Annotated in this window: 20 protein-coding genes and 1 pseudogene; 8 read left to right on the top strand and 13 right to left on the bottom strand. The window is 63.9% G+C overall.

Annotated elements, in window-relative coordinates:
* Positions 1–4: 4 nt before the first annotated feature.
* Entirely contained in the window at positions 5–1216 is a 1212-nt protein-coding gene (locus tag CO664_RS21325) for a TIGR03862 family flavoprotein (RefSeq protein WP_097539827.1), read from the top strand.
* Between the two features lie 441 nt (positions 1217–1657).
* Positions 1658–2839 (top strand): MFS transporter, encoded by a 1182-nt coding sequence (locus CO664_RS21315; protein WP_037421339.1) that lies wholly within the window; start codon positions 1658–1660, stop codon positions 2837–2839.
* 73 nt (positions 2840–2912) lie between these two features.
* Here the strand turns inward: CO664_RS21315 and CO664_RS21310 are convergent, their stop codons facing one another.
* Positions 2913–3122 carry a dodecin gene (locus tag CO664_RS21310; protein ID WP_037421425.1) on the bottom strand — a complete coding sequence of 70 codons (210 nt, stop codon included), beginning with the start codon at positions 3120–3122 and terminating at the stop codon, positions 2913–2915.
* A gap of 231 nt (positions 3123–3353) precedes the next feature.
* On the opposite strand from CO664_RS21310, the gene pepT reads away from it, so the two are divergent.
* Positions 3354–4586 carry a peptidase T gene (pepT, locus tag CO664_RS21305; RefSeq protein WP_097539826.1) on the top strand — a complete coding sequence of 411 codons (1233 nt, stop codon included), beginning with the start codon at positions 3354–3356 and terminating at the stop codon, positions 4584–4586.
* A gap of 31 nt (positions 4587–4617) precedes the next feature.
* Here pepT and CO664_RS21300 read toward each other — a convergent pair whose 3' ends face one another.
* From CO664_RS21300 to hutC, 7 genes are all read right to left on the bottom strand, one after another.
* The gene (locus tag CO664_RS21300) at positions 4618–5169 is read right to left on the bottom strand and encodes a hypothetical protein (RefSeq protein ID WP_097539825.1); all 552 of its coding nucleotides are present in this window, start codon (positions 5167–5169) and stop codon (positions 4618–4620) included.
* 129 nt (positions 5170–5298) lie between these two features.
* The gene (locus tag CO664_RS21295) at positions 5299–5946 is read right to left on the bottom strand and encodes a glutathione S-transferase family protein (RefSeq protein WP_097539824.1); all 648 of its coding nucleotides are present in this window, start codon (positions 5944–5946) and stop codon (positions 5299–5301) included.
* 266 nt (positions 5947–6212) lie between these two features.
* A complete protein-coding gene (locus CO664_RS21290; RefSeq protein WP_097539921.1) occupies positions 6213–6833 on the bottom strand; it encodes a hypothetical protein in 621 nt (206 codons plus the stop codon).
* Between the two features lie 167 nt (positions 6834–7000).
* Positions 7001–8077 (bottom strand): endonuclease/exonuclease/phosphatase family protein, encoded by a 1077-nt coding sequence (locus tag CO664_RS21285; RefSeq protein WP_097539823.1) that lies wholly within the window; start codon positions 8075–8077, stop codon positions 7001–7003.
* A 277-nt stretch (positions 8078–8354) separates the two neighbouring features.
* Positions 8355–8591, bottom strand: a complete 237-nt coding sequence (locus CO664_RS21280) for an AbrB/MazE/SpoVT family DNA-binding domain-containing protein (RefSeq protein WP_097539822.1) — start codon at positions 8589–8591, stop codon at positions 8355–8357.
* Positions 8592–8665: 74 nt separating this feature from the next.
* Positions 8666–10627 (bottom strand): elongation factor G, encoded by a 1962-nt coding sequence (locus tag CO664_RS21275; RefSeq protein WP_097539821.1) that lies wholly within the window; start codon positions 10625–10627, stop codon positions 8666–8668.
* Positions 10628–11097: 470 nt separating this feature from the next.
* Positions 11098–11805 (bottom strand): histidine utilization repressor, encoded by a 708-nt coding sequence (gene hutC / locus CO664_RS21270; protein ID WP_037421356.1) that lies wholly within the window; start codon positions 11803–11805, stop codon positions 11098–11100.
* A gap of 340 nt (positions 11806–12145) precedes the next feature.
* Between hutC and repA the strand changes: the two genes are divergently transcribed.
* From repA to repC, 3 genes are all read left to right on the top strand, one after another.
* Positions 12146–13339, top strand: coding sequence for a plasmid partitioning protein RepA (repA, locus tag CO664_RS21265; RefSeq protein WP_037421435.1), 1194 nt, complete (start codon positions 12146–12148; stop codon positions 13337–13339).
* A 3-nt stretch (positions 13340–13342) separates the two neighbouring features.
* Positions 13343–14347: a plasmid partitioning protein RepB gene (gene repB, locus CO664_RS21260; protein WP_097539820.1), complete on the top strand. Its 1005-nt coding sequence runs from the start codon at positions 13343–13345 to the stop codon at positions 14345–14347.
* 156 nt (positions 14348–14503) lie between these two features.
* Positions 14504–15814: a plasmid replication protein RepC gene (gene repC, locus CO664_RS21255; RefSeq protein ID WP_097539819.1), complete on the top strand. Its 1311-nt coding sequence runs from the start codon at positions 14504–14506 to the stop codon at positions 15812–15814.
* A 264-nt stretch (positions 15815–16078) separates the two neighbouring features.
* Here repC and CO664_RS21250 read toward each other — a convergent pair.
* Positions 16079–16487: pseudogene (locus CO664_RS21250) on the bottom strand (VOC family protein).
* 76 nt (positions 16488–16563) lie between these two features.
* Entirely contained in the window at positions 16564–17400 is an 837-nt protein-coding gene (locus CO664_RS21245; protein WP_097539818.1) for a glycosyl transferase, read from the bottom strand.
* Between the two features lie 468 nt (positions 17401–17868).
* Here CO664_RS21245 and CO664_RS21240 point away from each other — a divergent pair, with 468 nt between their 5' ends.
* Complete coding sequence (locus CO664_RS21240) at positions 17869–19011, top strand: RHE_PE00001 family protein (RefSeq protein WP_097539817.1); 1143 nt, start codon at positions 17869–17871, stop codon at positions 19009–19011.
* Between the two features lie 20 nt (positions 19012–19031).
* On the opposite strand, the gene CO664_RS21235 is transcribed toward CO664_RS21240, so the two are convergent.
* Positions 19032–19532, bottom strand: coding sequence for a hypothetical protein (locus CO664_RS21235; RefSeq protein ID WP_097526952.1), 501 nt, complete (start codon positions 19530–19532; stop codon positions 19032–19034).
* A gap of 164 nt (positions 19533–19696) precedes the next feature.
* Positions 19697–20560, bottom strand: coding sequence for a DMT family transporter (locus CO664_RS21230; RefSeq protein WP_097539816.1), 864 nt, complete (start codon positions 20558–20560; stop codon positions 19697–19699).
* 93 nt (positions 20561–20653) lie between these two features.
* On the opposite strand from CO664_RS21230, the gene CO664_RS21225 reads away from it, so the two are divergent.
* Positions 20654–22075 carry a PLP-dependent aminotransferase family protein gene (locus CO664_RS21225; protein WP_097539815.1) on the top strand — a complete coding sequence of 474 codons (1422 nt, stop codon included), beginning with the start codon at positions 20654–20656 and terminating at the stop codon, positions 22073–22075.
* Here the strand turns inward: CO664_RS21225 and CO664_RS21220 are convergent.
* Positions 22011–23348, bottom strand: coding sequence for a mechanosensitive ion channel domain-containing protein (locus CO664_RS21220; protein WP_037421378.1), 1338 nt, complete (start codon positions 23346–23348; stop codon positions 22011–22013). The two genes, CO664_RS21225 and CO664_RS21220, sit on opposite strands and share 65 nt — an antisense overlap.
* Positions 23349–23577: the final 229 nt, after the last annotated feature.

The following is a 23577-nucleotide window of genomic DNA, read 5'->3' as shown; positions in this document are numbered from 1 at the left end:
ATTGATGGAAGGGAGAGAAATCGCGATCATCGGCGGCGGGCCGGCCGGCCTGATGGCCGCCGAGGTGCTATCCACGGCCGATTATGCGGTGACGATCTACGAGGCGATGCCGACCGCCGCCCGCAAGTTCCTGCTCGCCGGCAAGTCCGGCCTCAACATCACCCATGGCGAAGACTATCGCCGTTTCGCCACCCGCTTCGGCGCCGCCTCCGATCGCCTGCGCCCGGCCCTCGACGCCTTCACTCCGGACGACGTGCGGGCCTGGGCGGAAGGTCTCGGCACCGAGACCTTCGTCGGCTCCTCCGGCCGCGTCTTTCCGAAGGCGATGAAGGCCTCGCCGCTCTTGCGCGCCTGGCTGCGCCGGCTGGAGGGCCAGGGGGTCACGCTGCTGACCCGCCATCGCTGGCTGGGCTTTGCCGAAGACGGCTATCTCTTCGAGGCGCCGGAAGGGCGCAAGATCGTCCGCTGCGATGCCGCCCTGCTGGCGCTCGGCGGCGCAAGCTGGCCACGGCTCGGCTCGGATGCCGCCTGGGTGCCGTGGCTCAGCGAAAGAGGCGTGGACGTCCGCACCTTTCGCCCCGCCAATTGCGGCTTCGACGTCGCCTGGAGCGCGGCCTTCCGCGAGCGCTTTGCCGGCGAACCGCTGAAATCCGTCGTCGCCTCGTCCGAGGCCGGCGCCCTTCAGGGCGAATTCGTGGTCAGCCGCCACGGCATCGAAGGCAGCCTCGTCTATGCCCATGCCGCAAGCCTGCGCGACCGGCTCGAACGAGATGGTAAGAGTTTCCTTACGCTGGATCTGGCGCCGGGCCGGACCGCGGAGCGCCTGACGCGCGACCTCGCTCGGCAGGACGGCAAGGCAAGCTTTTCCAATCGCCTCAGAAAGGCCGCCGGACTCGAAGGTGTCAAGGCGGCGCTCCTGCGCGAACTCATGCCGGAGGCGCCCAAGGCCGACCCGACGTGGCTTGCGGCCGCGATCAAGGCTGTGCCCATCCCCCTCCTGCGGCCGCGGCCGATCGCCGAGGCAATTTCCTCGGCGGGCGGCATCGGCCTCGATCAGATCCACGACCACTACATGCTGAAGGCGCTTCCCGGCCTCTTCGCCGCCGGCGAGATGCTCGACTGGGAGGCCCCGACCGGCGGCTATCTGCTGACCGCCTGCCTTGCGACCGGACGCGCCGCAGCCCGCGGCATCGAGAGGTGGCTGGCAGGCGGTTAGTGCATCGGAGGCACCCCCCTCTGCCCTGCCGGGCATCTCCCCCACAAGGGGGGAGATTGGCTGGAAGCGCCGCTCTGCCCCACGCCAACCTGTCCATGCCGAAAGGCACATCCATGTATTGGATATTTGATGGGGCGGGACATTGCCACTCGCCGATCTCCACCCTTGTGGGGGAGATGCCCGGCAGGGCAGAGGGGGGTATCAAGCGCTCCCGACTGACACCGTTTCCCATCCGATCGAAATCCGCTCCAAGCCCGGCCGGCCCATGATCCGCAAGCCCATCTGACCTTCATTCGTGAATCTCATTCACAGGCATTTCGACCCGCCAGCGCCTTATCGAAGCGGCGCCCCGCCCGCATATTGCACTGCGAAAGACTCATCGCGTCAACGCCCCTCGAGCCTCCCTTCCCTTTCCGAACGGGAGGCGGAAACGGACTTGCCATGCCTTTAGCCATCTTCGCCCTGACGATCGCGGCCTACGCGATCGGCACCACAGAATTCGTCATTGTCGGCCTGCTGCCAACGGTCGCGGCCGACCTCGGCATCACCCTGCCGCTCGCCGGCCTGATCGTCAGCGTCTATGCGCTCGGCGTCACCTTCGGCGCACCGGTCCTCACGGCCCTCACCGGCCGGATCGGGCGCAAGCCGCTGCTTCTCGGCCTGATGGCGCTGTTCATCGCCGGCAACACGGCCGCGGCGCTATCGCCAAACTATGAAATGCTGCTTGCCGCGCGCGTGCTCTCGGCCTTCGCCCACGGCGTCTTCTTCTCCGTCGGCTCGACGATCGCCGCCGATCTCGTGCCGGAAAACCGCCGCGCCTCGGCGATCGCCATGATGTTCATGGGGCTCACCGTGGCGATCGTCACCGGCGTGCCGATCGGCACCCATATTGGCCAGATCTTCGGCTGGCGCACCACCTTCTGGGCGGTCGCGGCGCTCGGCGTTATCGCCTTTATCGGCATCGCGGCGCTGTTGCCGAAGAGGCTCTCCAAGGCCACCCCGGCAAGGCTTGCCGACCAGCTCCGCGTGCTTTCTTCCGGCCGCCTGCTGATCGTCTTCGCCATGACCGCACTCGGCTATGGCGGCACCTTCGTCGCTTTCACCTATCTGGCGCCGATCCTTGAACAGATCACCGGCTTTTCTGCCGAAAGCGTCAGCCTGATCCTAGTGCTCTACGGCATAGCCATTGCCGTCGGCAATCTCGCCGGCGGGCGGATCGCCAATGCCAATCCGGTGAAGGCGCTTGCTGGCCTGTTTCTCCTCCAGGCGCTGGTGCTCTTCACCTTCTCCTTCACGGCGGCTTCGCCAGTGCCGACGCTCGCCACGCTGGCTGCCCTCGGCTTCCTCTCCTTCGCCAATGTCCCGGGGCTGCAGCTCTATGTCGTCCAGCTCGCCAAGGAGCACCGCCCCCGCGCCGTCGACGTCGCCTCGGCACTCAACATCGCCGCCTTCAACCTCGGCATCGCCCTCGGCGCCTGGCTCGGCGGGCGGGTGGTCGATTCCGCCCTTGGGCTCGGCGCAACGCCCTGGGTCGGTGCCGTCCTCGTCTCCTTCGCCTTGCTGCTGACGCTCTGGAGCGGGGCACTGGATCGGCGTTCTACCGCCGCCCTGCAGGGCGCCTGAGCCTTAGCGTCAGAACACCGGTGGGCCGAACGAAACGGCCGGCCCACCGGCAAACTTCCCTCTCCCGCGCCGTTCAGTCGTCGATCCGGAAGCCTACCTTCATCACCACCTGATAATGGGCCACCTCGCCATTGACGATCTGCCCGCGGACCTGGTCCACCTCGAACCAGTCGAGGTTCCGCATGGTTTTCGAAGCCCGCGAAATCGCCGTTTCGATGGCTTCGTCGATCGAGTTCGGAGAACTTCCGATCAGTTCGACTTTCTTGTAGACGTGCCCGCTCACCGTATCCTCCTCAAGGGGTTTTCCGATCTGGCATCTTGGCATGGTCGTGCGGAGCGGCATGCGTCGCCGCTACCTTGACGATCATGCCCCCGTTATGTCCCGGCCGCCAGCAAAAGCTCGGAACTTCCGGTCGGCCGGCCGGCAAAGCGCACCGACAAGGCGAAAATCAATTCACCCCGGCAGCCGGAAAGGCTATAGCGGTTGCCATTCGATGCCTCCCTGGAGCTCGCCATGGCCGACACTGTCACCGACCGTTTCCTGCGCTACGTCGTCATCGATACCCAGTCGGACCCGAAGTCGCCGACGCAGCCCTCCACCGAAAAACAGAAGAACCTCGGCCGCCTGCTGGTCGAGGAGCTGCTGGCGATCGGGCTTGCCGACGCCCATCTCGACGAGCACGGCTACGTCTACGCGACCATCCCGTCCAATATGGACAAGCCGGTGCCGGTGATCTGCTTCTGCTCGCATATGGATACGGCGCCGGATTTCACCGGCACCAACGTCAAGCCGCAGATCGTCCGCAACTATGGCGGCGGCGATATCAGGCTTCCGGGCGATCCGCAGCAGGTGATCCGCGCCAGCGACAATCCCGCACTTGCCGACCAGATCGGCAACGACATCATCACCACCGACGGCACGACGCTGCTCGGCGCTGACGACAAGGCCGGCCTCGCCGAGATCGTCACGGCCGCCCAGCAGCTCATCGACAATCCGAACATCCGCCACGGAACGATCAAGCTCCTGTTCACGACCGACGAGGAGATCGGCCGCGGCGTCGACAAGGTCAACCTTGAAAAACTCGGTGCCGAGTTCGCCTATACTGTCGACGGCGAGACCGCCGGCCATATCGAGGACGAAACCTTTTCGGCCGACAGCGTCGACATCACCATCCACGGCGTCGCCATCCATCCGGGATTCGCCAAGGGCAAGATGGAAAACGCCATTAAGATCGCGTCGGCTATCGTCGCGGGGCTGCCGAAGGACGTGGCGCCGGAAACGACGGCCGGCCGCGAGGGCTTCGTCCATCCGACCGGGCTCACCGGTTCGATGGAAAGGGCAACCTTGAGCTTCATCGTCCGGGACTTCGAAGAGGCCGGCCTCGCCGCCAAGGAAGCGATGCTCGATCAGCTGGTCCGGTGCGTCCTCGAGGATTATCCCGGCTCCGGCTACAGATTCGAGGTCAAGGAGCAGTATCGCAACATGAAGGCGATCCTCGACCGCCACCCAGAGATCGTCGAGAATGCACTGGAAGCGATCCGCCGCGCCGGCATGACCCCGGTGCGCGGCAGCATCCGCGGCGGCACCGACGGGTCGCGCCTGTCCTTCATGGGCTTGCCTTCCGCCAACCTCTTCGCCGGCGGCCACGCCTTCCACTCGCCGCTGGAATGGGTGAGCCGCCAGGACATGGAACGGGCGGTGAAGACGATCGTCGAACTGGCGAAGGTCTGGGCAGAGCGGAGCTAGCGCATATTGACGTCAGGTGGAATTGGCGCGCTCAGTTCACAACAGGCGCGGCCGGCTTGCCCCAGCTGGAAATGGGCTGGCCGGCCTTGGTCCTCACCCGCAGGTCGTAGAGCGCGAGCGAGGCCTGCAGCTGCCGCATGTCGTTGCAGCGGTTGACGATGCCGCCGATATATTGGACGCAGTCGCTGGCGCTGCCCTGAACCGGACCTGTCGCCCAGTCCTTGACGATGCCGTCGGTGCCGACCAGGAAGTAGGAAAGCCGATTGTTCTGCGAAACCGCGGAGCTGCCAACCAGGCCGGCGAAATTCCTGCCCGTCTGGGTCTCGGCGCCGGGCGCCATATGCCGGTAGATCGTCATGCCGTCCGCAAGCCGCGTTTCACCGATCAGGGGCCCGAAGGTCGCATCCGAGCCGGAAAGCTGCGCCATCGGCGATTGGCCGAGATTGACGACTTCCGCATAAGGCTTGCCCAGTGCAAAGCTGGTGAACGACCGGTTGGCGGCGTTCTCCGCCTTTTCCGCCACCTGAGAGCACCCCGCCAAAGCGATGGCGAAACCAATCGAAAGAACTGCCGTGAAGCGCATGCAGACCCCTTGCCGGCAGCCGTACGCTTCGGAAGCCCAAGGCTTGCCGATAGCAGTGCGTCCCGCCGTCTGTCCCTCTAACCCGCCCTCTTCCTAGCAGATTCTCGGGCATTGCGAAGCGGGCCTTTGTCAGCCGGCCCATGCGGTGAAAACCGCCAACTGAGCGGCGAAAGCCCGCTTGTATGCGGGCCGCGCTTCGCCTCGGGCGACATAGGCGGAGAGGTCCGGATATTCCTCAAGTAATTCCGATCCCTTCAACCTGAGCAGCACCGACACCATCAAGAGGTCACCGGCGCTGAACGCGCCGTCGAGCCAGTCGGCATTGCTAAGGTGCCTGGAAAGGTCGCCGAGCCGCTTCCGGATGCTTCCCTCGAGGGCACGCAGGCGCTCTTCGTACCAGGGCTCATCGCGCTCGAGGATCTTGGCGAGGGCACGGTCGAAGATCGGCGGCTCCACCGTGTTGAGCGCGGCAAACATCCAGGTGATCGCGCGCGCCCGGGCGTTCGCATCGTCCGGCAGCAGGCCGGCATGGCCCTCGGCGATATGGAACACGATCGCCCCTGACTCGAACAGGACGAGATCGCCTTCCTCATAGGTCGGAATTTGTCCGAAAGGCTGAAGTGCCCGATGCGCGGGTTCCTTCATCGCCTTAAACGAAAGCAGACGAACCTCGTAAGGCTCACCCACTTCTTCAAGCGCCCAGCGAACGCGCATGTCGCGCGCCAGACCCTGGCCGCGATCGGGCGAGCGTTCAAAGGCGGTAATGGTGATAGCCATTGTTGTTCTCCATAGCTTGTCCGTATTGAAGACGACCGGCCAAACGAGAATCCGACATTGCATGCTCGACATAGTCCTAAATTAGGTCGGCATGCGCCGCTTGTGGGCGTGAGTTTGCGCTCATCAAGTCGGTTTACTCAAAGCGACGTGCCAACGCTCGACCAAAATACCTTTTTAAAGATGGGAACGCGCCAAGCGTGGAAGTTTGCGGCTGACCGGTGAATTTCGGCCTTCGGCCCAATGCGGACATCACGTGCAACGAGGCGCTATGTTGCTTTTGTCTCCAACGAAGAAACGAAGCGATCAAATACGTTGATGTCGTAGCGGAGTTCACTGGCCAAAGTAGCGTCGGCCGGCAGCCCATCGTCTGGCAACCTCCAAAGCACTCGGCCTCCCAAAGCCTTTTCCAGAAGTTCGTACCAGCGGATGAGGAATGGCTGTAAGCGAAAGTGCAGTTCGAAGCGATCCCGCACGCGAGAGGTGTCTCCCTGACATTGTTGTTTAGCTGTCAGGTAGTCGATGACCTTGACGAAATATGCATCGGCGAATCCCAGCCGTTCCTCCTGCAGCGCGGTTCTAGTTGTCTGAAGTTGAAGTTCCCACTGGCGTTTCGGGAGTGCGTCGATTTGGCAAAGGCACCAGGAATAGTGCAGCTTCAAAGGGTCAGTGTCGCATATAGCACGACCCTTCTCCCGTTCTATCTGGAGCGCATCGCCCCATCTTCTGGCATTCCAGTCGGTCCAGTATTGAGCGGTTGCTATGCCAGTAAGGGGTTGAGCTTTTCGATCAGCCGGGAACGTCTCGGGGATCAGGTATGATCGGCCGTGAGATCTGCACCAGGTAGTCTTACCAGCCGCACTGATGCCTTCCACAACAACAATCATCATGTACCTCCAGGGCGCCGCCCCAACCATATCGTCTTCAACCGCAACGCCGCGATGTCCGGTGTTGGGCGCAAACCAGGCCTCACCGAGGCCCCCCAAACTTCCGCTTTCCATTTCAGACGGTCGGCCGATGCCCTTCCAGACTCCTGCCACAGCCAGGTCGCAGCGGCCTACCCCCCGCCGCCTGTCGGCTGCCCCTCCACGATATCGCTGGCTTCGGCTCTGATGGGCTTGTACTTGAAGGCGGCAACGATCACGCCGTGGTCGTTGGTGCCGCTCTCCGCGTGGTCGTCGAAGTTGAGGTGGTCATTGTTGACGGTCATGCCGTCGAACATCCATAGGCGCCGTCGGCTGTTGTCATAGAATTCCTCGCTGACGAGAATGTGGTCGAGCGACTCCATGATGTCCTGGTGGATGTGGGTGTAGTAAACGTCCCGCGTGCTGCGGTATTCCTGTAGCGTCTGCGCCGTATAGAGGCTGATGTCGCCGCCGCCGGTCGAATCGCCGACGAGATAGCGCGGTTGCGCAGTCAGGATATTGGCGGTGTTGCTGTGCTGGCCGTCATTGATGTCGCCGAGGACAATGACCGGTGTGCGGTTGCCCTTCATCTGTTCGGTCAGCATGAAGCGCAATGCCGCCGCTTCGGCTGTGCGGCGCACGGTGGAGATCGCGGCGCCGAGGCTCGCCGCATGTTTGCCGTAGGTCTCTTCCTCGGCCCTGAACCAGCCCTCCCGAAAGACCTGGGTGGGCGCCTTCGACTTGAAGTGACAGACATAGACATGCACGGGCTCGTGGTCCTCGCGCGGCCGGACCCTGAAATGCAGCACTGGCCTCGAGAAGCTCGGGATGTCGACGCGGATGGCGGGCGTCTGAGGATCGTCGCCGGAACTGCGCAGCACGAACTTGTCGGGAAACTCGACGATCCATTCGGGGTCGCCGACCAGCAGGCCCTTGCGGACGATCGCCGCGCAGACGATGCCGGAGCCGTTGGCGTCCTGTGGAGCCAACAGGTCGTAGTCCTGGTCAAGTCCGGACGCGGCAAGCGCGCGCCACAGCGAATTCGCGTGCCAAAGCTCCTGGAAGCCGAAGATGTCGGGGTGGAGCAGCCGGATGGTGCGCTGGGTCCAGTCGATTTTGCGGCCGTATTCCTCTTCCGACCAGCCGTCGGCGTTCGTATAGATCGGCAGGCCGGGCTCATTCAGATTGTAGAGGTTGAAGGTGCCTATGGTTAGCCGCTTGAGCTTCATCGCTTCCCCCGGTCGCTATCGCAATCATGCCGAGTATAGCAGGAATCTTGCGACTCGAGGGTGACATGGCTCTCAGGGGCTATGACGCCCACGATGCCCGTCCTCGATCTTCCGATCGGCGACATTGCGCGTACATCTTGGCCGAGGGCGTCGGGGCGCGTTGCAGTCCGCTTCGCCCAAAAAGTCTCGGGTCATACGGTACCGCGAGCTTCCGCATCGACCAATCGGCCCCAGTTCGGATCGCCGGTAACAACGTCGAGGAGCGTGCGCACCAGCGTCATGGTTCGCCGCGGGTCAACGCCATGATGGCCTCCGTACTCAGTCCTTCGCCGGCATGTCCGCGCAGCCGGGCAAAGCGGCTCCGCTTCTTGTCGGCCCGGACGAGCAACACGCTGCCGTCGGCCGCGCGGTGGAATTCAACCTTGCTGCCGGGGCCTATTCCCATCAGTTCGCGGACCTGTTTGGGAATAGTGATCTGTCCCTTGGCAGTGACGGTCGTTGCCCTTCTTCTCATAGTCATTCCCCGCAAGGACGCATTTCAAGTGCGGAGGTTGCAGATCTGCCCACTATCCTCCTCCCCGCATCTCGTCAATGCTCGTTCGCATGCGTCCCATGCGCATGGACGATCGCCTGCGCCTCCTTGCCGTAGAGCTCCTCGAAGTGATCGAAGCTCTTCGAGAAATAGCCGATGCCCTGCGTCGCCGATCGGAGCGACCGGGCCAGTTCCTCGAAGGCGCTGCCGGGGATGAGCGCGCGGAAGATGTCCCATCCCTTCGCCGCCTCGTCGCGATCGAAGCCGAGCACCTGGCCCTTGAGGGTTGCGACGACCGGCACGAGGGCGCCGGAATAGATCGACGGCACATGGACCTCCACCCGGAAGATCGGCTGCAGCAGCACGGCCCCGGCCTGTGAAAGCGCCTGGCGGACGCCGAGCTTGCCGGCCGTGCGGAAGGCATATTCGGAGCTGTCGACGGAGTGGTGCTGGCCGTCGGTCAAAAGCACGCCGACGTCGATCGCCTTGAAGCCGAGCGGGCCCTTGTCCATCGCCTCGCGGGCGCCCGCCTCGACCGCCGGGATGAAATTCCTCGGCACCGCGCCGCCCTTGACGGTTTCGGCAAAGGAGAACCCCTCGCCGCGTCCGTTCGGATGAACGCTCAATTTCACGTCGGCGAACTGGCCGGCGCCACCGGTCTGCTTGCGGTGGCGGTAGTGAACCTCCGCCGATTTCGAGATTGTCTCCCGATAGACTGGGCTCGGCGGCCGCTCGCCGACGGCCACATGGAAGACGTCGGAAAGAGTCCGGCAGATATCGCGCAGGTGCACCGGCCCCTGGACGCTGACCAGCTGCGCGCCGGTCCCCTCCTCCTGCGTGACGTTCAGGCCGCGATCGGTTTCGGCGAGTTTCGCCAGCGTTTCGGAAAGCTTGTTCTCGTCGCGCTCGCTTTCCGGCACCAGGATCCGCTCGAGGATCGGGGTCGGCGGTGCCGTCCATTCCGGCGGCGCGACCGTCGTATGGGGGGTCAACAAGGCCGGAACGCTGAGGTGATCCGATTTCACCGCGGCAAAAATCTGACCGGCGACGGTGATGCCGCTCGCCATCGCCCGGCCGCCCGCCGGGTCCTGAATCGCGCCGAGCCCGGCGCCGCCGAGCACCGCTCCCTGCTTGACGCCGTTCTGCAGCGCCCGGGCGACGACCGTCTTGCCGACGCTCTGCCGGTGATAGGCGTGGAAGCTGACCGCCGTCAGCGCCGCCTCGTCGATGCCGGCGGCCGCGGCCAGGCGCTTGCGCAGCGCGTCGGCGCGCGGCGCCTCGTGGCGTAGCGCCTTCATCAGCCGCATGATGCCGTTGCTGTGGCTCGCCGCACCGAGCAGCACCGGAATGATCCTGTTCTCGGTCAAGACCCGTGTCGAGATCGCGTAGATCGTGTCGCTCGCCGGCTCGCGGTCCTCGATCAATTCCTCGAGCAGCCAGTCGTCGAACTCGGACAGATGCTCCAGCAGCTCGACGCGCGCCTCGTGTTCGCGCTCGATCGCGTTCTCCGGCAACTCGAAGAGCGAAGATGTCTGCCCCTCACGATAGCGCCAGGCGCGCTCCGAGATGAGATCGCAGCTGCCGATGATCTTGTCGCCGTCGCGGATCGGAATTTGCCGCAGCACGAGCGGGCGGCTGCAATAGTCCTGCAGCGCGGCGACCACATCCCGAATTCGCCCGCGCGGCTCGTCCATGCGGTTGACGAAGAGGATGCAGGGCGTGCCCGAGGCCTCGATCGCCCTCAGATACGGGGCGGCGAGCACCGCCTCGTCGACCACGGGCGAAACGCACAGAACGCAGGCGTCGCTCGTCAGCAGCGCATCCTGCGCATGGGCAAGCGCCTCGTTGTTTCCCGGCACGTCGAGAGCACACCAGGCGTCGCCGCCAAAATCGAATTCAGTGATGGATAGACCGTAAGGGGAAACTGACTTTTTCGGCTCGCCTTCCAGCGAGCCCAACCTTTCCACGAGCGTGGATTTTCCGATCTGCGAAGGACCGAGTACCGTAAAGCAGCGCATCCGCGTTCCTCCCTCTGCCAGGATGACACTTCTATGAAGATAGGATGCCCGTCTCGGAGGCAAAGTACCAGAGATTGCTGTTTTTTTGGCGGGTGGCGTCGGGGGGGATGCCTGTGCTCGAGCCGGAGCAGTTGTGAAGGCTGTGGACCGGGGCCGTGCTTGCCATTGGCGGTCGACAGAGCGCCAAGCCAGAGGCGACATTGAACGACGGTTGCGGAGCTCCTTACCGGATAGGCAACCGGAGGCGAAATTTGATGTAACGCTTATCTATTTGAAACAACGTTGTTTTTTAATTCTGCTGTTGACGAACTGATGACGCGGATGGGGCCGGTAACATGTCTCTGATAAGTGCGGCCGGGGGTGTCAGCCGGTGACTAAAGCGCGTCGCGTTCAAACTTATTCACGCGGCGCGCTTTAGGTCTTTGTTTTGTGCATTATCCCAAAACCGCTGCACACTTTGGGGACATGCATTAACCGTTCGCGCCGGGAGCGAATTCGGCGAAGAGCTCGTGCCGATCGCCGGGATAGGTGAGCCTGACACTGGTGACGGGGGCGCCGCCGCTCCAGGTGCGCCGCTCGATCACCAGGCAGGGCGCGCCGGGCGCGATGTCGAGCGCCTGGGCCGCCGGCCGGCCGGCCGCCACCGCTCGGATGCGATGCTCGGCGGTGCTCCAGGGTATCTGGCCGAGCAGCCACGAGCCCGGCGCGACCGCATCGAAGGGCTCGGCTTCCGCCTCCGGAACGGCCCCAAGATTGATCAGCCGCTCTTCGAGGCAGAAGGGCCGTCCGCCGGCGAAATGCCGGCAGGTGATGTCGATGAGGCGGCCCGAGCCGGGCAGGTCAATCCGTGCCGCATCGCCGGTCGTCACCTTGCGCAGCACGCGCTCGTCGAGACGGTAGGCATAGTCGAGGCCGAGCGATTCGACCTCGAGCCTGACGTCATGGATCTCCATGACGGCCGATTGGACATGCGGAAAGGTGACGTAGCTGCCGGATTTGCGCCGGCGCTCGATCAGGCCGCGCTTGACGAGGTCGCTCAGCGCCTTGTTCACCGTCATCCGCGAGCAGCCATATTGCTCCGTCAACTCGTGCTCGAACGGTATCCGGTGTCCCGGCGGCCAGAGGCCCGAGAGGATATTCCCCTCGACGTCGTTCAGGATCCTCTGGTGCAGCGACAACTGCTCGGAGCGGTCTCTGTCTTCTGAAGGATGATCGTTGGAAATGGCCGGAACCTCGCTGATGACCAGTCCCGCACCTTAGCCGTTTCCGCCGCCGGCGACAGCCTCGGCCTGGCGATTTTCCACCGGGCTTCGCGCATGCGGCGCGATGACCTAGTAAGAGTAAGGCAACGTTGTCCGCGGACAACTTGACCGACGAGATTGGTGAAAACAGCCGGCCGCACAGCAAAAAGCGGCCATTTGCTAAGCGTTTGTCATTCGGCAACGAATCGGCGCATAGTATATCTGCGCAGATTCGCTCCTATTGCCGAATTTTGCGCAGTTTTCGGAGATCATCATGTTGCAGCCGAGAGTCCAGAGTGTCGACGAGCAGGAGCACTTGCCCTCCTTGCTGGCGGCCGACGCTCAGGAACTCGCTCATCAGCTGCAGGAACATCAAAGGAAGATCTTCTCTCCGACGGCACAGAAGTCGATGCGGCTCTTCAGCCCGGCGGAGGCCGCCGCCTTCATCGGAATCGGTGAAGGCTACCTGCGCCAGATCGCCTCAGAAGGGCACGGCCCGCAGCCGCTGTCAAACGGCCGGCGCATGTATGCGGTCGAGGATATCGAGCGGATCCGCCGCGTCCTCGACGAGGGCAGCAAGACGGGCAAATACATTCCGCACCGGCGGCCGGGCGAAAAGCTCCAGGTCATCTCGGTGATGAATTTCAAGGGCGGCTCGGGCAAGACGACGACGTCGGCGCATCTGTCGCAATATCTGGCGCTGCGCGGCTATCGCGTGCTGGCGATCGATCTCGACCCGCAGGCATCGCTTTCCGCACTCTTCGGCCACCAGCCCGAACTCGACGTCGGCGAAGCCGAGACGCTTTATGGCGCCATCCGCTACGAGGCCCCTCGCCCGATCGCCGAGGTGGTGCGCTCGACCTATACGACCAATCTGCATCTGATCCCCGGCAATCTCGAATTGATGGAGTTCGAGCACGAAACCCCGAAGGCGATGATCGGCGGCTCCGCCGAGACGCTGTTTTTCGCGCGGATCGGCGAGGTGCTGACGGAAATCGAGAGCTTCTACGATGTCGTCGTCATCGATTGCCCGCCGCAGCTCGGCTTCCTGACGATGTCGGCGCTCTGCGCCGCAACCTCCGTCCTCATCACCGTGCACCCGCAAATGCTCGACGTCATGTCGATGTCCCAGTTCCTGTCGATGACCAGCGAACTCATGGCGGTCGTCGAGAAGGCGGGCGGCCGCACCAGCTATGATTGGATGCGCTATCTCGTCACCCGTTTCGAGCCTAATGACGGTCCGCAGAGCCAGATGACCGGCTTCATGCGGGCGATCTTCGGCAACCGTATGCTGCAGAATGCCATGGTGAAGTCGACCGCGATCTCCGACGCCGGCGTTACGAAGCAGACGCTTTACGAGGTCGAGCGGTCGCAATTCATTCGCGGTACCTATGATCGGGCGATGGATTCCCTTTCGCTCGTCAATGCGGAGATCGAAGAGATGATCCGCAGCGTCTGGGGAAGGAAGTAATCGATGGCCCGCAAGAACCTGATCGGCATCTCCGACAGCCCGGCCGCTCCGCTCGACGCGGAACGGCCGGCGGTCGAGCGACCGATCGCCGGGCTTGCGCCGGGGAAGAGAACCAATGCGCTGGTCGGCGGCATCACGAGGTCGCTCACCAACATCACCCAGAAGGTCGAGCGGGCCGAGGAGCTGGAGCGCCAGCTGGCGCAGGGTCACGCGATCGTCGAGCTCGATCCGGACCTGATCGACGCCTCCTTCGTCGTCGACCGGCTGGGCGTCACGCCGGAAGTGCAGGCCGCGCTGGTCGAGCAGATCCGCGACCATGGACAACAGGTGCCGATCCTGGTGCGGCCGCACCCGGAGGCGGAAAACCGCTATCAGGTCGCCTATGGCCACCGGCGCCTGGCGGCGCTGCGCGAAATCGGCGGCAAGGTGAAAGCCGTCGTTCGCGCGCTGAGCGACGAGCAGCTCGTCATTTCGCAAGGGCAGGAGAACAACGCCCGCACGGACCTCTCCTTCATCGAGCGGTCGCTGTTTGCGGCCAGGCTCGAGGACCGCGGCTTTTCGCGGGAGACCATCATGTCAGCGATCGGCGTCGACAAGGCGGCGCTGTCGAAGATGATCACCGTCGTGCGGCGCCTGCCGGTGGAGATCATCGAGGCGATCGGTGCCGCACCCTCCTTCGGGCGGCGGCGCTGGATGGAACTGGCCGATCGGCTTGAAAACAGCGGACGGCGCGCCAAGGCGCTCTCACACATTCGCCAAAGCGTGTTCACGGAAATGGACAGCGACCGGCGCTTCGAAAAGCTCTTCGCGTTGCTCGCCGAAACCAGGACGCGGGCTCGGTCCGAAGCCTGGCTGGCTCCCGACCGGACGCGTCCGGTGCGCATCCGCGATACCGATACGGAAACGACGCTTGCTTTCAGCAAGAAGGCGGCGCCGGGCTTCGCAGAATTCGTGAGGCAGAGGCTCGATGCTCTCTACCTCGAATACCAACAGGAAACAGGAGATTAAGCAGAGCAAAAGAAAAAGGCTTCCGAACGACTAGCGCTGCGGAAACCCTTCTCTCGTGTAGCAACTAGAGATTCCCATTTCCGCGAATCAGTGTCAAGCATTTTTGACGTCGTTTCGGCGAACGGTTTTCTTTTGCCTTGGAAAAGGTGAAGAAAAATGGAGCGTGGGAATGTGACGACGCCTTTCGGGCGCCGGGCGATGACGCTTGGCATGCTCGCAAGGCAGATCGCTGCTGGCGATATTCCGCCGAAGCAGTCGGTCGACAAATGGAAATTGTTTCGCACGGTTTGTGAGGCGAAGGCCGAGATCGGCATCTCGGATCGATCGCTTGCCGTGCTCAATGCTCTCTTGAGCTTCTCTCCCGGTGCCGAACTATCGAGCGAAAACGGCTTGGTCGTGTTTCCCTCGAATGCGCAGCTTTCGCTCCGCGCCCACGGCATGGCCGGTACGACGCTCCGCCGGCATCTCGCCTGCCTAGTCGAAGCCGGGCTGATCGTCCGGCGCGACAGCCCGAACGGCAAGCGCTACGCCCGCAAGAACCGCAATGGCGCGATCGGCGAAGCCTTCGGTTTCGACCTCGCACCGCTGCTTGCCCGGGCCGAAGAATTCAAGGCCGCCGCGGCCAAGCTTGCCGCCGAACAGCAGCATCTCCGGCTCGTTCGTGAGCGCCTGAGCCTCTGCCGGCGCGACATAACCAAGCTGCTCGAACTCAGCCGCGAGATCGGTCCTGACGCTGATCTGGACGCACTCGAGTCCGAGATTCAGCACCTGATCACCGGCCTGCCGCGCAAGGCTCCCGCCGGAGTCGTCGAAGCCATCCTCGAAAAACTCGCAAAACTCCGCGACGATCTGACCAATCGATTGGAAATATGGCTGAATTCGCAAAAAACGGCCGCCAATGATCACCAGAATGGATGGCACAAACAGAATTCAGATCCAGATTCCCAATTTGAATCTGAACCGGGCATGGGAAAAGGCCGGGAGATCAGCTTTACCGCCGACGCCCGCCGAACGGAAAGCGATGGGCGGACGAGAAAACCGGAACAGCGGCGGCGAGATGAGGCCTCTCCCCGACTGCCGGCCAGCCTCGTTCCACCCACCGCCCCTGTCGAACGGCTTTCCCGCCAAATCCCCCTGCCAGCGGTTCTTCAGGCCTGCCCGCAAATTGCCGACTATGCGCCATCCGGCCGCGTGGCGAACTGGAAAGACCTGATTACCGCGGCGATCGTGGTCCGCACCATGCTCGAGGTGAGCGCCGACGCCTATGAGGATGCCTGCTCGGTGCTCGGCTACGAGAATGCCGCGACCGTCATGGCCTGCATTCTCGAAAGAGCCGATCGGATCAACTCACCGGGCGGCTATCTCAGGGATCTCACCCGACGCGCAAGGCAGCAGACCTTTTCGTTGGCACCGATGATCGGCGCCCTGTCCCAGGCAAGCAGGGCGAGTGCGACGATGGCCAGCTAGCGCCGGATGAGAGGACAGGACAGGCAAGCTCGTTGTTTGGAAGACTTGGGAAGCCGCGCCACTTCGTGCGCGGTGCCCTGACGGCATTGTTTTGCCGTTGCAGGTGTCGGAGCCTCCGCGCAACCGGAATCGTCGTTGGTGATCCGACAACCTGTTCTTAACGAAATTGCGGTTATCGTAACGCATTGACAGAAAAGCTTCGCCACTCGCCACACGGAAGCTAACTCGCCAATCGTTTCCGCTACTTGGATTCACGTTGGTCACTCACCCCTCGGAGTCGGCCGCCTGTCGATACACGTGGACGTGTTTTCGATCCGTCTTGCGGAAGGCGCGACGTGAGACCGAGATCGAAGTTTTCGTCGGGGTCTTTGGCATTGGCGAATTGATAGCCGTCAGCTTGGTGTATGGGGCCGAACTCAAGTCCCAATGCCGCGGATCGCCGGCAGAAGGCCTCGACATTCTCCGCGTCGAAGACGAGCTTGATAGCCGATCGACCGCCGCGCTGCCCTTTTGCTGCCGGATGCAGCAGGAGATTTGCGCCGCCGTCCCGGGAGCACAGTTCTACGATTCGGTCGCCAGGCCGACGGCTTACCTCGAAGCCAAAGTGCTTCTCGTAAAAGCGGGCTGTTTCTTCGACATCTTTGGCATAGATAACCAGCCTATTGAGCGGCACATCGCTTTCCTTCTCGCTATGGTCAAGCAGCGCCGAACTTCAAACCCTGTTGACAGCTGTCAACTCCGCCCGGCAATCACTCGCGCCAGTGTTCGGCCACCCACTGGGTCGGTCGAATATAGTGGCGCAGATAGCGGAACGGGTTTCTTTCCCTTCGCTCGGGAGAAAACAGACCACAGACGTGGCCGAGCGGCGTGGAGGCGCGGCCCTTGTAGCCGAACTGGCCGTCGATCGCGTGCTGCGGCAACAGCCCGCGCGGGAAGAGGACGATCCGGGCGTCGGCGGGAAGGCGCGGGGAGAGATAATAGTTCAGCGGAAACGGCCAGCGGCAATCCTGGCGGAAATGCAGGACATGCCGGCGCGGGAAGAATTTTGCCCCGCCTGGGGCGTTGCGCGTCACGAAGCGCTGTTCGAACCGATATTCGTCCGCCACCCCTTGCGGATCGGCCCGGAATTTCTCCTGCAACGGCACGAGCTTGCCGACCGGGAAGCGGAACACCGACGTCTGGCCGAGCCGTTCGAAAGGCGTCGTCTGGTTGACTGCCAGGACGACGTCATCCGGTCCGCCGACCTCGAAGAAGCTGTCGAGCGAGCCGACGATCACCACGTCGAGGTCAAGGAACAGCACCGGCCCTTTGAGGCTGCCGAGCTTCGGTCCCCAGAGACGCGCCTTCGGCCAGATGCCTTTGGTGTTCTTCGGCATCTCGACATCGAGCGGCGGCAGGTCTTCGCAGAGAATTTCCGGCCGCAGGTTGTCGCGGCTGTCGGTGAAGCAGGTGAAGGTGAAGGGCGGGGTGATGTTGCGCGCCACCATGGCATAGAGCCGGTTGATGAAGGGAGGGCCGTATTTGGTGCCCCAACTGATGCAGATCACCTGCTTGACGCCGCCGCTTGCTGCCAGAACGCTTGTCATGAATGCCGCTTCTTTCGTGTCTGTGCCTGCGGAAAATGCGTACCGCTGGAACTTGCCCCGCGCGTCTTAAAGCAGGAATTGTCGACCACTGGCAAGATGCGGGCTTGAGGCCGACAGTTGGCGACGCAAGTCCGAACGAGGGACCGGGGCAGGGGCATGCCGCCGACACCGGTCGGGCACGGAGTTGACAGCTGTCAACTCTAGGGAGGAGGGCCGGGACCTGCGAAGAATGCCTTGGCGGTGCGCCGCGTCTCACGTCGGAACAGGTTTGCCTTGATCCGAGTCGGATGCTGTTGACAGCTGTCAACTCGATCGGCGGCCGGTGTTTGCCGCCGGTGGCCGGTGATTAGTCGTTTGGCTAGCTGGCGGTGCCGACCGGCAAAATTCCAGTGGGCAACGTTGCCTCACCCTGTGACGGAACAAAAACTCGTGTTAGCTTCCGTTTCAGCAAAAGGCTACGTCTTTTTAATGAGATATGAAACACCCGATCCGCTTCATCCAGCGCTGCTTCCGGGCCTGATCGCCGCGGAGGACGGGCTTGCCCGGCTCGATGAACGCGCCGCCCGCCATGCCATTGCCGAGGGGTTTCGCGAACGCGGACAGTTCTTCGACGCGGCGGCGGCTCTCTGGGTAGCAGGCGAACTCGTCCATGTCGAGGATCTCGTATTACACGATTCGCACATGGATGCGCGAGCGCCTTCTCACGAATTGACGATCGCCCATGGCGTGTTGCGGGCCCGGCGCCGCCTGGAACTGGCCGAGCCCGGCTGGGCGTTGACCTTGCCGGGGATGAATGCGCTGAGGGGAGACCAGGGCGCTGCCGCCGCGAATGAAGCAATCGCACGGGATGCCCGGCCGAGCCCCGACGGGGCATCGGAAGCGGCGGACGATGCCGACGACAACCCGCTCGCCGGCGAATTCGCCGAGCTCGACGCGGCCATTGCCCGGTCGCAGCGGCTCCTCGAATTTCACTCCGGCAGCCTAGCCGAAGGCGGTCCCGCATTGTCCCCGCAGCGGGCGGCTGAGCCTCGAGGCCAGCTCGGCCTGCTCTTCGATGAGGATTGGGACGAGACGGCGCGGCTCGATGCGTGGCGGAAGATCCTCGCCGCCGCCGACCCCTTGCCCGCCTGCCTCGGCGCCGCGGTGCTCTTCGACGCCTGGGAAAGGATCGAGCCGCTGCGCCGCCAGCATTGGCTCGGCGCGCTGCTCGTCGGCGCCTATCTTCGCTCGCGCGGCAAGGTCGCCTCGCACGTGCTTGCCTTCAACACCGGGCTGAAGACGATCCGCCACGAGCGGCGCCGCTCGAAGGACCGGCTGACGCGCCTCAATGCCTTTCTCGAGGCTATGGCGATGACGGCCGATCTCGGCCTCAAGGAGCTCGACCGGCTGTCGCTCGCCAGGACGCAGATGGAGATGCGGATCAAGGACAGGCGCTCCAACAGCAACCTCCCCCGGCTGATCGATCTCGTCCTTTCCCGGCCGGTCGTCTCGACGGCGATGATCGCCCGGCATCTCGGCGTCACCCCGCGCGGCGCGCTCAATCTGGTGCGCGAGCTCGGAGTGCGCGAGATCACCGGCAGGGGACGCTATCGCGGCTGGGGCGTGATCTGACGCCTCGCGTAAAGCGCCGGCTACTTTCGCTGCAGATTGATTTCGCTGGTGACCACCCGATTGCCGGATCGCGGATCGACGTCGACGGTCACGAGCTTCATGCCGTTCTCGCCCACCTTCTGCAGCGTCAGGTTGGCGCGGCGGTCGCCGTTCACCTCCCGCGCCCAATGGATAGTGAGGTTGATGGCGCTGCCGCGGCGCTTGCCGGTGAGCGTTGATTTGCGGCCGCTCGGCCCGACATAGGTGCCGCTGTAGTTGACACCTGTAAACTGAAGGTCGGCGCCGATCGAGCGCGAGACGACGATCAGGCCGCGACAGGTGCCCCGCATCGACAGCGCGGCCTCGCTCGCTTGCGAATCGAAGTTGCAGGAGACGTTGATCGGCGTCCTGTCGACGCGAACCCTGACCATACCGCCCCCGGTCCATTGCCCCTCCAGCGACCCGAGAAAGGCCGATTCATCGGCCTGAACCGTGCCCGCAAGAAGCGACAGCATGGCTGCGACGAGAAGATGCCTGTTCACCGGTGAGTGCCTCCCCCAATCGTCCGAGGCCGGACGCGTTTTGCCATCTGCCCCAACGCACCGCCCGCCTGGAAGTTCCCCTTGTGCCGATACTAACATCGACCACCCTCGGGCAGGGACACAGCTTTAGGGAGATGGTCGGGGCGGCGCGTCCGCAACCGCGGCTAACTCGCGAACTTCTTCGCGCCGGCAACACAGGCGACGATCGCCAGTGTGGCGGCAAGCATCGTCCAGCTCACCGTCTCGCCGAGCAGGGTCGCCGCCAAGGCGAGCCCGAAGAAGGGCTGCAGCAATTGCAACTGGCCGACGGCGACGATGCCGCCCTGGGCGAGGCCGCGATACCAGAAGATGAAGCCGACCAGCATTGAGAAGACGGAGACATAGCCGAGGCCGAGCCAGGAGGCGGCGCGCAAGTTCCCGAAGTCTGCCGGCATGGTGGCGAGCGCCAGCCCGACCATCACGGGCAACGACAGCACAAGCGCCCAGGAAATGACCTGCCAGCCGCCGAGCTTGCGTGACAGCTTCGCCCCTTCGGCATAGCCGAGGCCGCAGGCGAGAATGGCGGCAAGCATCAGCAGGTCGCCGAGCGGCGAGGCGGAAAACCCCTGGCGCAACGCAAAGCCGACGACGATGGCGCTGCCGAGCCCGGAAAACAGCCAGAAGGCCGGACGCGGCCGCTCGCCGCCGCGCAGCACGCCGAAGATCGCGGTGGCGAGCGGCAGCAGCCCGACGAACACGATCGAGCGGGCGGAGGTCACGTGCCGGAGCGCCAGCGCCGTCAGCAGCGGGAAGCCGACGACGACGCCGAGCGAGACGATGCCGAGCGGCAGCAGATCGCCGCGCTCGGGCCGCCTCTCGCGGAAGGCGACGAGCAGCCCGAAGGCGAGCAGCCCGGCGATCGTCGCGCGCGCCAGCGTCAGGAAAATCGGATCGAAATCCATCACCGCGATCCGCGTCGCCGGCAGCGAGCCCGAGAAAATCAATACGCCCGCCATGCCGTTCATCCAGCCGCTCGTGGTTCTGTCCATGCCATGCTCCTTTTGCCCCTGTCGGCGCCATCTCTATCGGCTGAGGCGGCTGGCGCTTCCAGAGACGGTGAAGTACAGTTTCGCCGAACTGTCATGCAAAAGGAACCGGTACAGATGAGGCCGCAGACTGTCGACGCCGATGGCGAGACGCTGATCGCAAGGGTGATGGCGACGGTAAGGAACCGGATTGCCGGGCGCAGCCTGACACCCGGCGCCCGGCTGCCGTCGATCCGTGCCTTCGCGACGAGCTTGAAAGTTTCCAAGTCGACCGTGGTGGAGGCCTATGAGCGGCTGGCGGCGGAGGGGCTGATCCGCTCGCGGCCGGGCTCCGGCTTCTTCGTCGCCGCGCCGCTGGCGCCCTTGTCGCTTGCTGAACTCGGCCCGCGGGTGGAGCGCGAGGTGGATCCCCTGTGGATCTCGCGGCAGGCGCTCGAGGCGGATGTCAATGTGCTGAAGCCGGGCTGCGGCTGGCTGCCGGCTGAATGGATGCCGGAAGAGGGGCTGCGCCGGGCTTTGCGGTCGGTCGCGCGGGCAAGTGCCTCGACGCTCGTCGACTACGGCCCGCCGTTCGGGCTCTTGCCGCTCCGCGCGCTCCTTGCCCGCCGTCTGGCGCAGCACGGCATCGAAGCCTCGCCGGAGCAGATCATGCTGACGGAGTCCGGCACCCAGGCGATCGACCTCCTCTGCCGCTTCCTCGTCGAGCCGGGCGAAACCGTGCTCGTCGACGATCCGTGCTACTTCAACTTTCATGCGCTGCTCCGGGCGCATCAGGCAAAAATCGTCGGCATTCCCTATACGCCGGCCGGGCCGGACATCGAGCGCTTTGCCGCGGCGCTCGAAGAACACCGGCCGCGCCTCTACATCACCAATTCCGCCCTCCACAATCCGACCGGCGCGACGCTCACGCCGCTTATCGCCCACCGCCTCTTGAAGCTCGCCGACCAGGCGGGACTGACGATCGTCGAGGACGACATTTTTGCCGATTTCGAAGAGGCGCCGGCGCCGCGGCTTGCCGCCTTCGACGGGCTCGAGCGGGTGGTGCATATCGGCAGCTTTTCGAAGTCGCTGTCGGCGGCGGTGCGGTGCGGCTTCATCGTCGCGCCCCGCCAATGGATCGAGCCGCTCGCCGACCTGAAGATCGCAACCAGTTTCGGCGGTCCCGGATTTGCCGCCGAGCTGGTGCTGACGCTGTTGAAGGACGGCAGCTATCGCAGGCACATGGAGACGGTGCGGCAGCGATTGTCGCGGGCAATGGCCGAGACGATCGGAAAGCTCCGGGCGATCGGCATTCAGCCCTGGATCGAGCCGCAGGCGGGCATGTTCGTCTGGTGCCGCCTGCCGGACGGCATCGACGCGGCGGAGCTCGCCCGAAGGGCGCTTGCCAGAAACATCGTGCTCGCCCCCGGCAATGTCTTCAGCCAGGCGCAGACGGCCGGCAATTTTCTGCGCTTCAACGTGGCACAGTCCGAGGACGAGCGGCTGTTTCGCGAGCTGTCGGCTCTTCTGCGCCGGTGATTTCGACCGGCGTCTTCATGATGATCTCGCGCGGGTCGGGCGTCGCAATGCCGGCTGCCTGGAAGGCGTCCCAGAGCGCCATGAACACCTGGCCGCGGATGTTCGTCAGGCCGTTGGCCGGATCGGAAATCCAGAATCTCAGCTTGAAGGTAAGCGACGAGCCGCCGAAACCGGTCAACCAGCAGACCGGCTCGGCATAGGCGCTGGCGACCCGCGGCACGGTCTTGGCGGTTTCGATCGCAAGCCGGGCGACCTCGTGCGGATCGCTCTTCGGCGACGTTTCGAAGGCCACGTCGATGCGGACATAGTCGCTGGAAAACGACCAGTTCACCACCTGCTCGGAGATGAAGTCCTCGTTCGGGATCAGATACTCCTTGCCGTCGCGGGTGATGACGGAGACGAAGCGGGAGCGCAGGTCGCGGATCGAGCCGAAGGTTTCCCCGAGCGTGATCGTGTCGCCCGGCTTGATCGACTTGTCGAGCAGGATGATGATCCCGGAGATGAAGTTGGAGACCACCTTCTGCAGGCCGAAGCCGATGCCGACGCCGACGGCGCCGGAAAAGACGGTGAGCGCCGTCAGATCAATGCCGGTCGCCGACAGCGCGATCGTGCCGGCAAGCACGATGAGCCCGATCTTGATCAGCTTGCTGATCAGCACCTTCAGCGACGGCGTCAGGTCGGCGGATTTCTGAATCCAGTTCGACGACATGTTGCCGGTGAGAACGGCGAGCCAGATCATTGCGGCGGAGAGCACGATCGCCTTCAGTACGAGCAGCAGCGAAAGACGAACGGCACCGAGATTGACGGCGGCATTGTCGAGCGCTGTCAGCACCGGGCGATCCAGCCCGAGCGCGTAAAGCGCGAAGTAGAGCCAGCCGAGGACGGCGACGACGCGCGCCAGCGTCTGGTTGCGGATAATCCGGGTCAGGACCGCGATGATGAACCAGGCGGCGACCAGCGTCAGCACCGTGCCCACCAGCCAGCGATAGGACGGCCAGCCGTAGCGCGACAGCACGACGTCGGCGATCCACAGCCAGACGATCAGGAACAGCCATTTGAGCCGCCGCATGAAGGCGATGATGACGCGCAGCAGGTCCGGATTTCCCCTGATCATCCGGGCGCGGGCTTCGAGCGCCGGCTCCAGGCGCTTAGCGGCGAGGCCGCAAGCGAAATAGCCGACGACGATCACGGCGCACTGATAGAGCGTCCATTCGTTGAGCACAAACCGCTCGAGCCACGCCGCGGTGGCATTGATGGTCTCGACGAAATCCATCGTCTCTGTCTTCGCAATTCTTGTGCTGCCTGTTCCGGTACGAGGACGGGGCATGGAACAAGCGGCGGCCGTCGGGCGCCCTGAAAAGGCGCACTGCGCAGACATATAATTAACCGGGCAGGGAATTTGTTCAATTCGTCCCACGCAGCAAGGGCTCGAATGCGGATGGCCACCCCCTCTAGCCTGCCGGCCATCTCCCCCCACAAGGGGGGAGATTGGATGTGGCACG

The sequence above is a fragment of the Sinorhizobium sp. NG07B genome (genome assembly GCF_002532005.1).
In the GTDB taxonomy this organism is placed as follows: Bacteria; Pseudomonadota; Alphaproteobacteria; order Rhizobiales; family Rhizobiaceae; genus Sinorhizobium; species Sinorhizobium fredii_C.
This window is presented reverse-complemented; position numbering and strand designations above follow the sequence as displayed.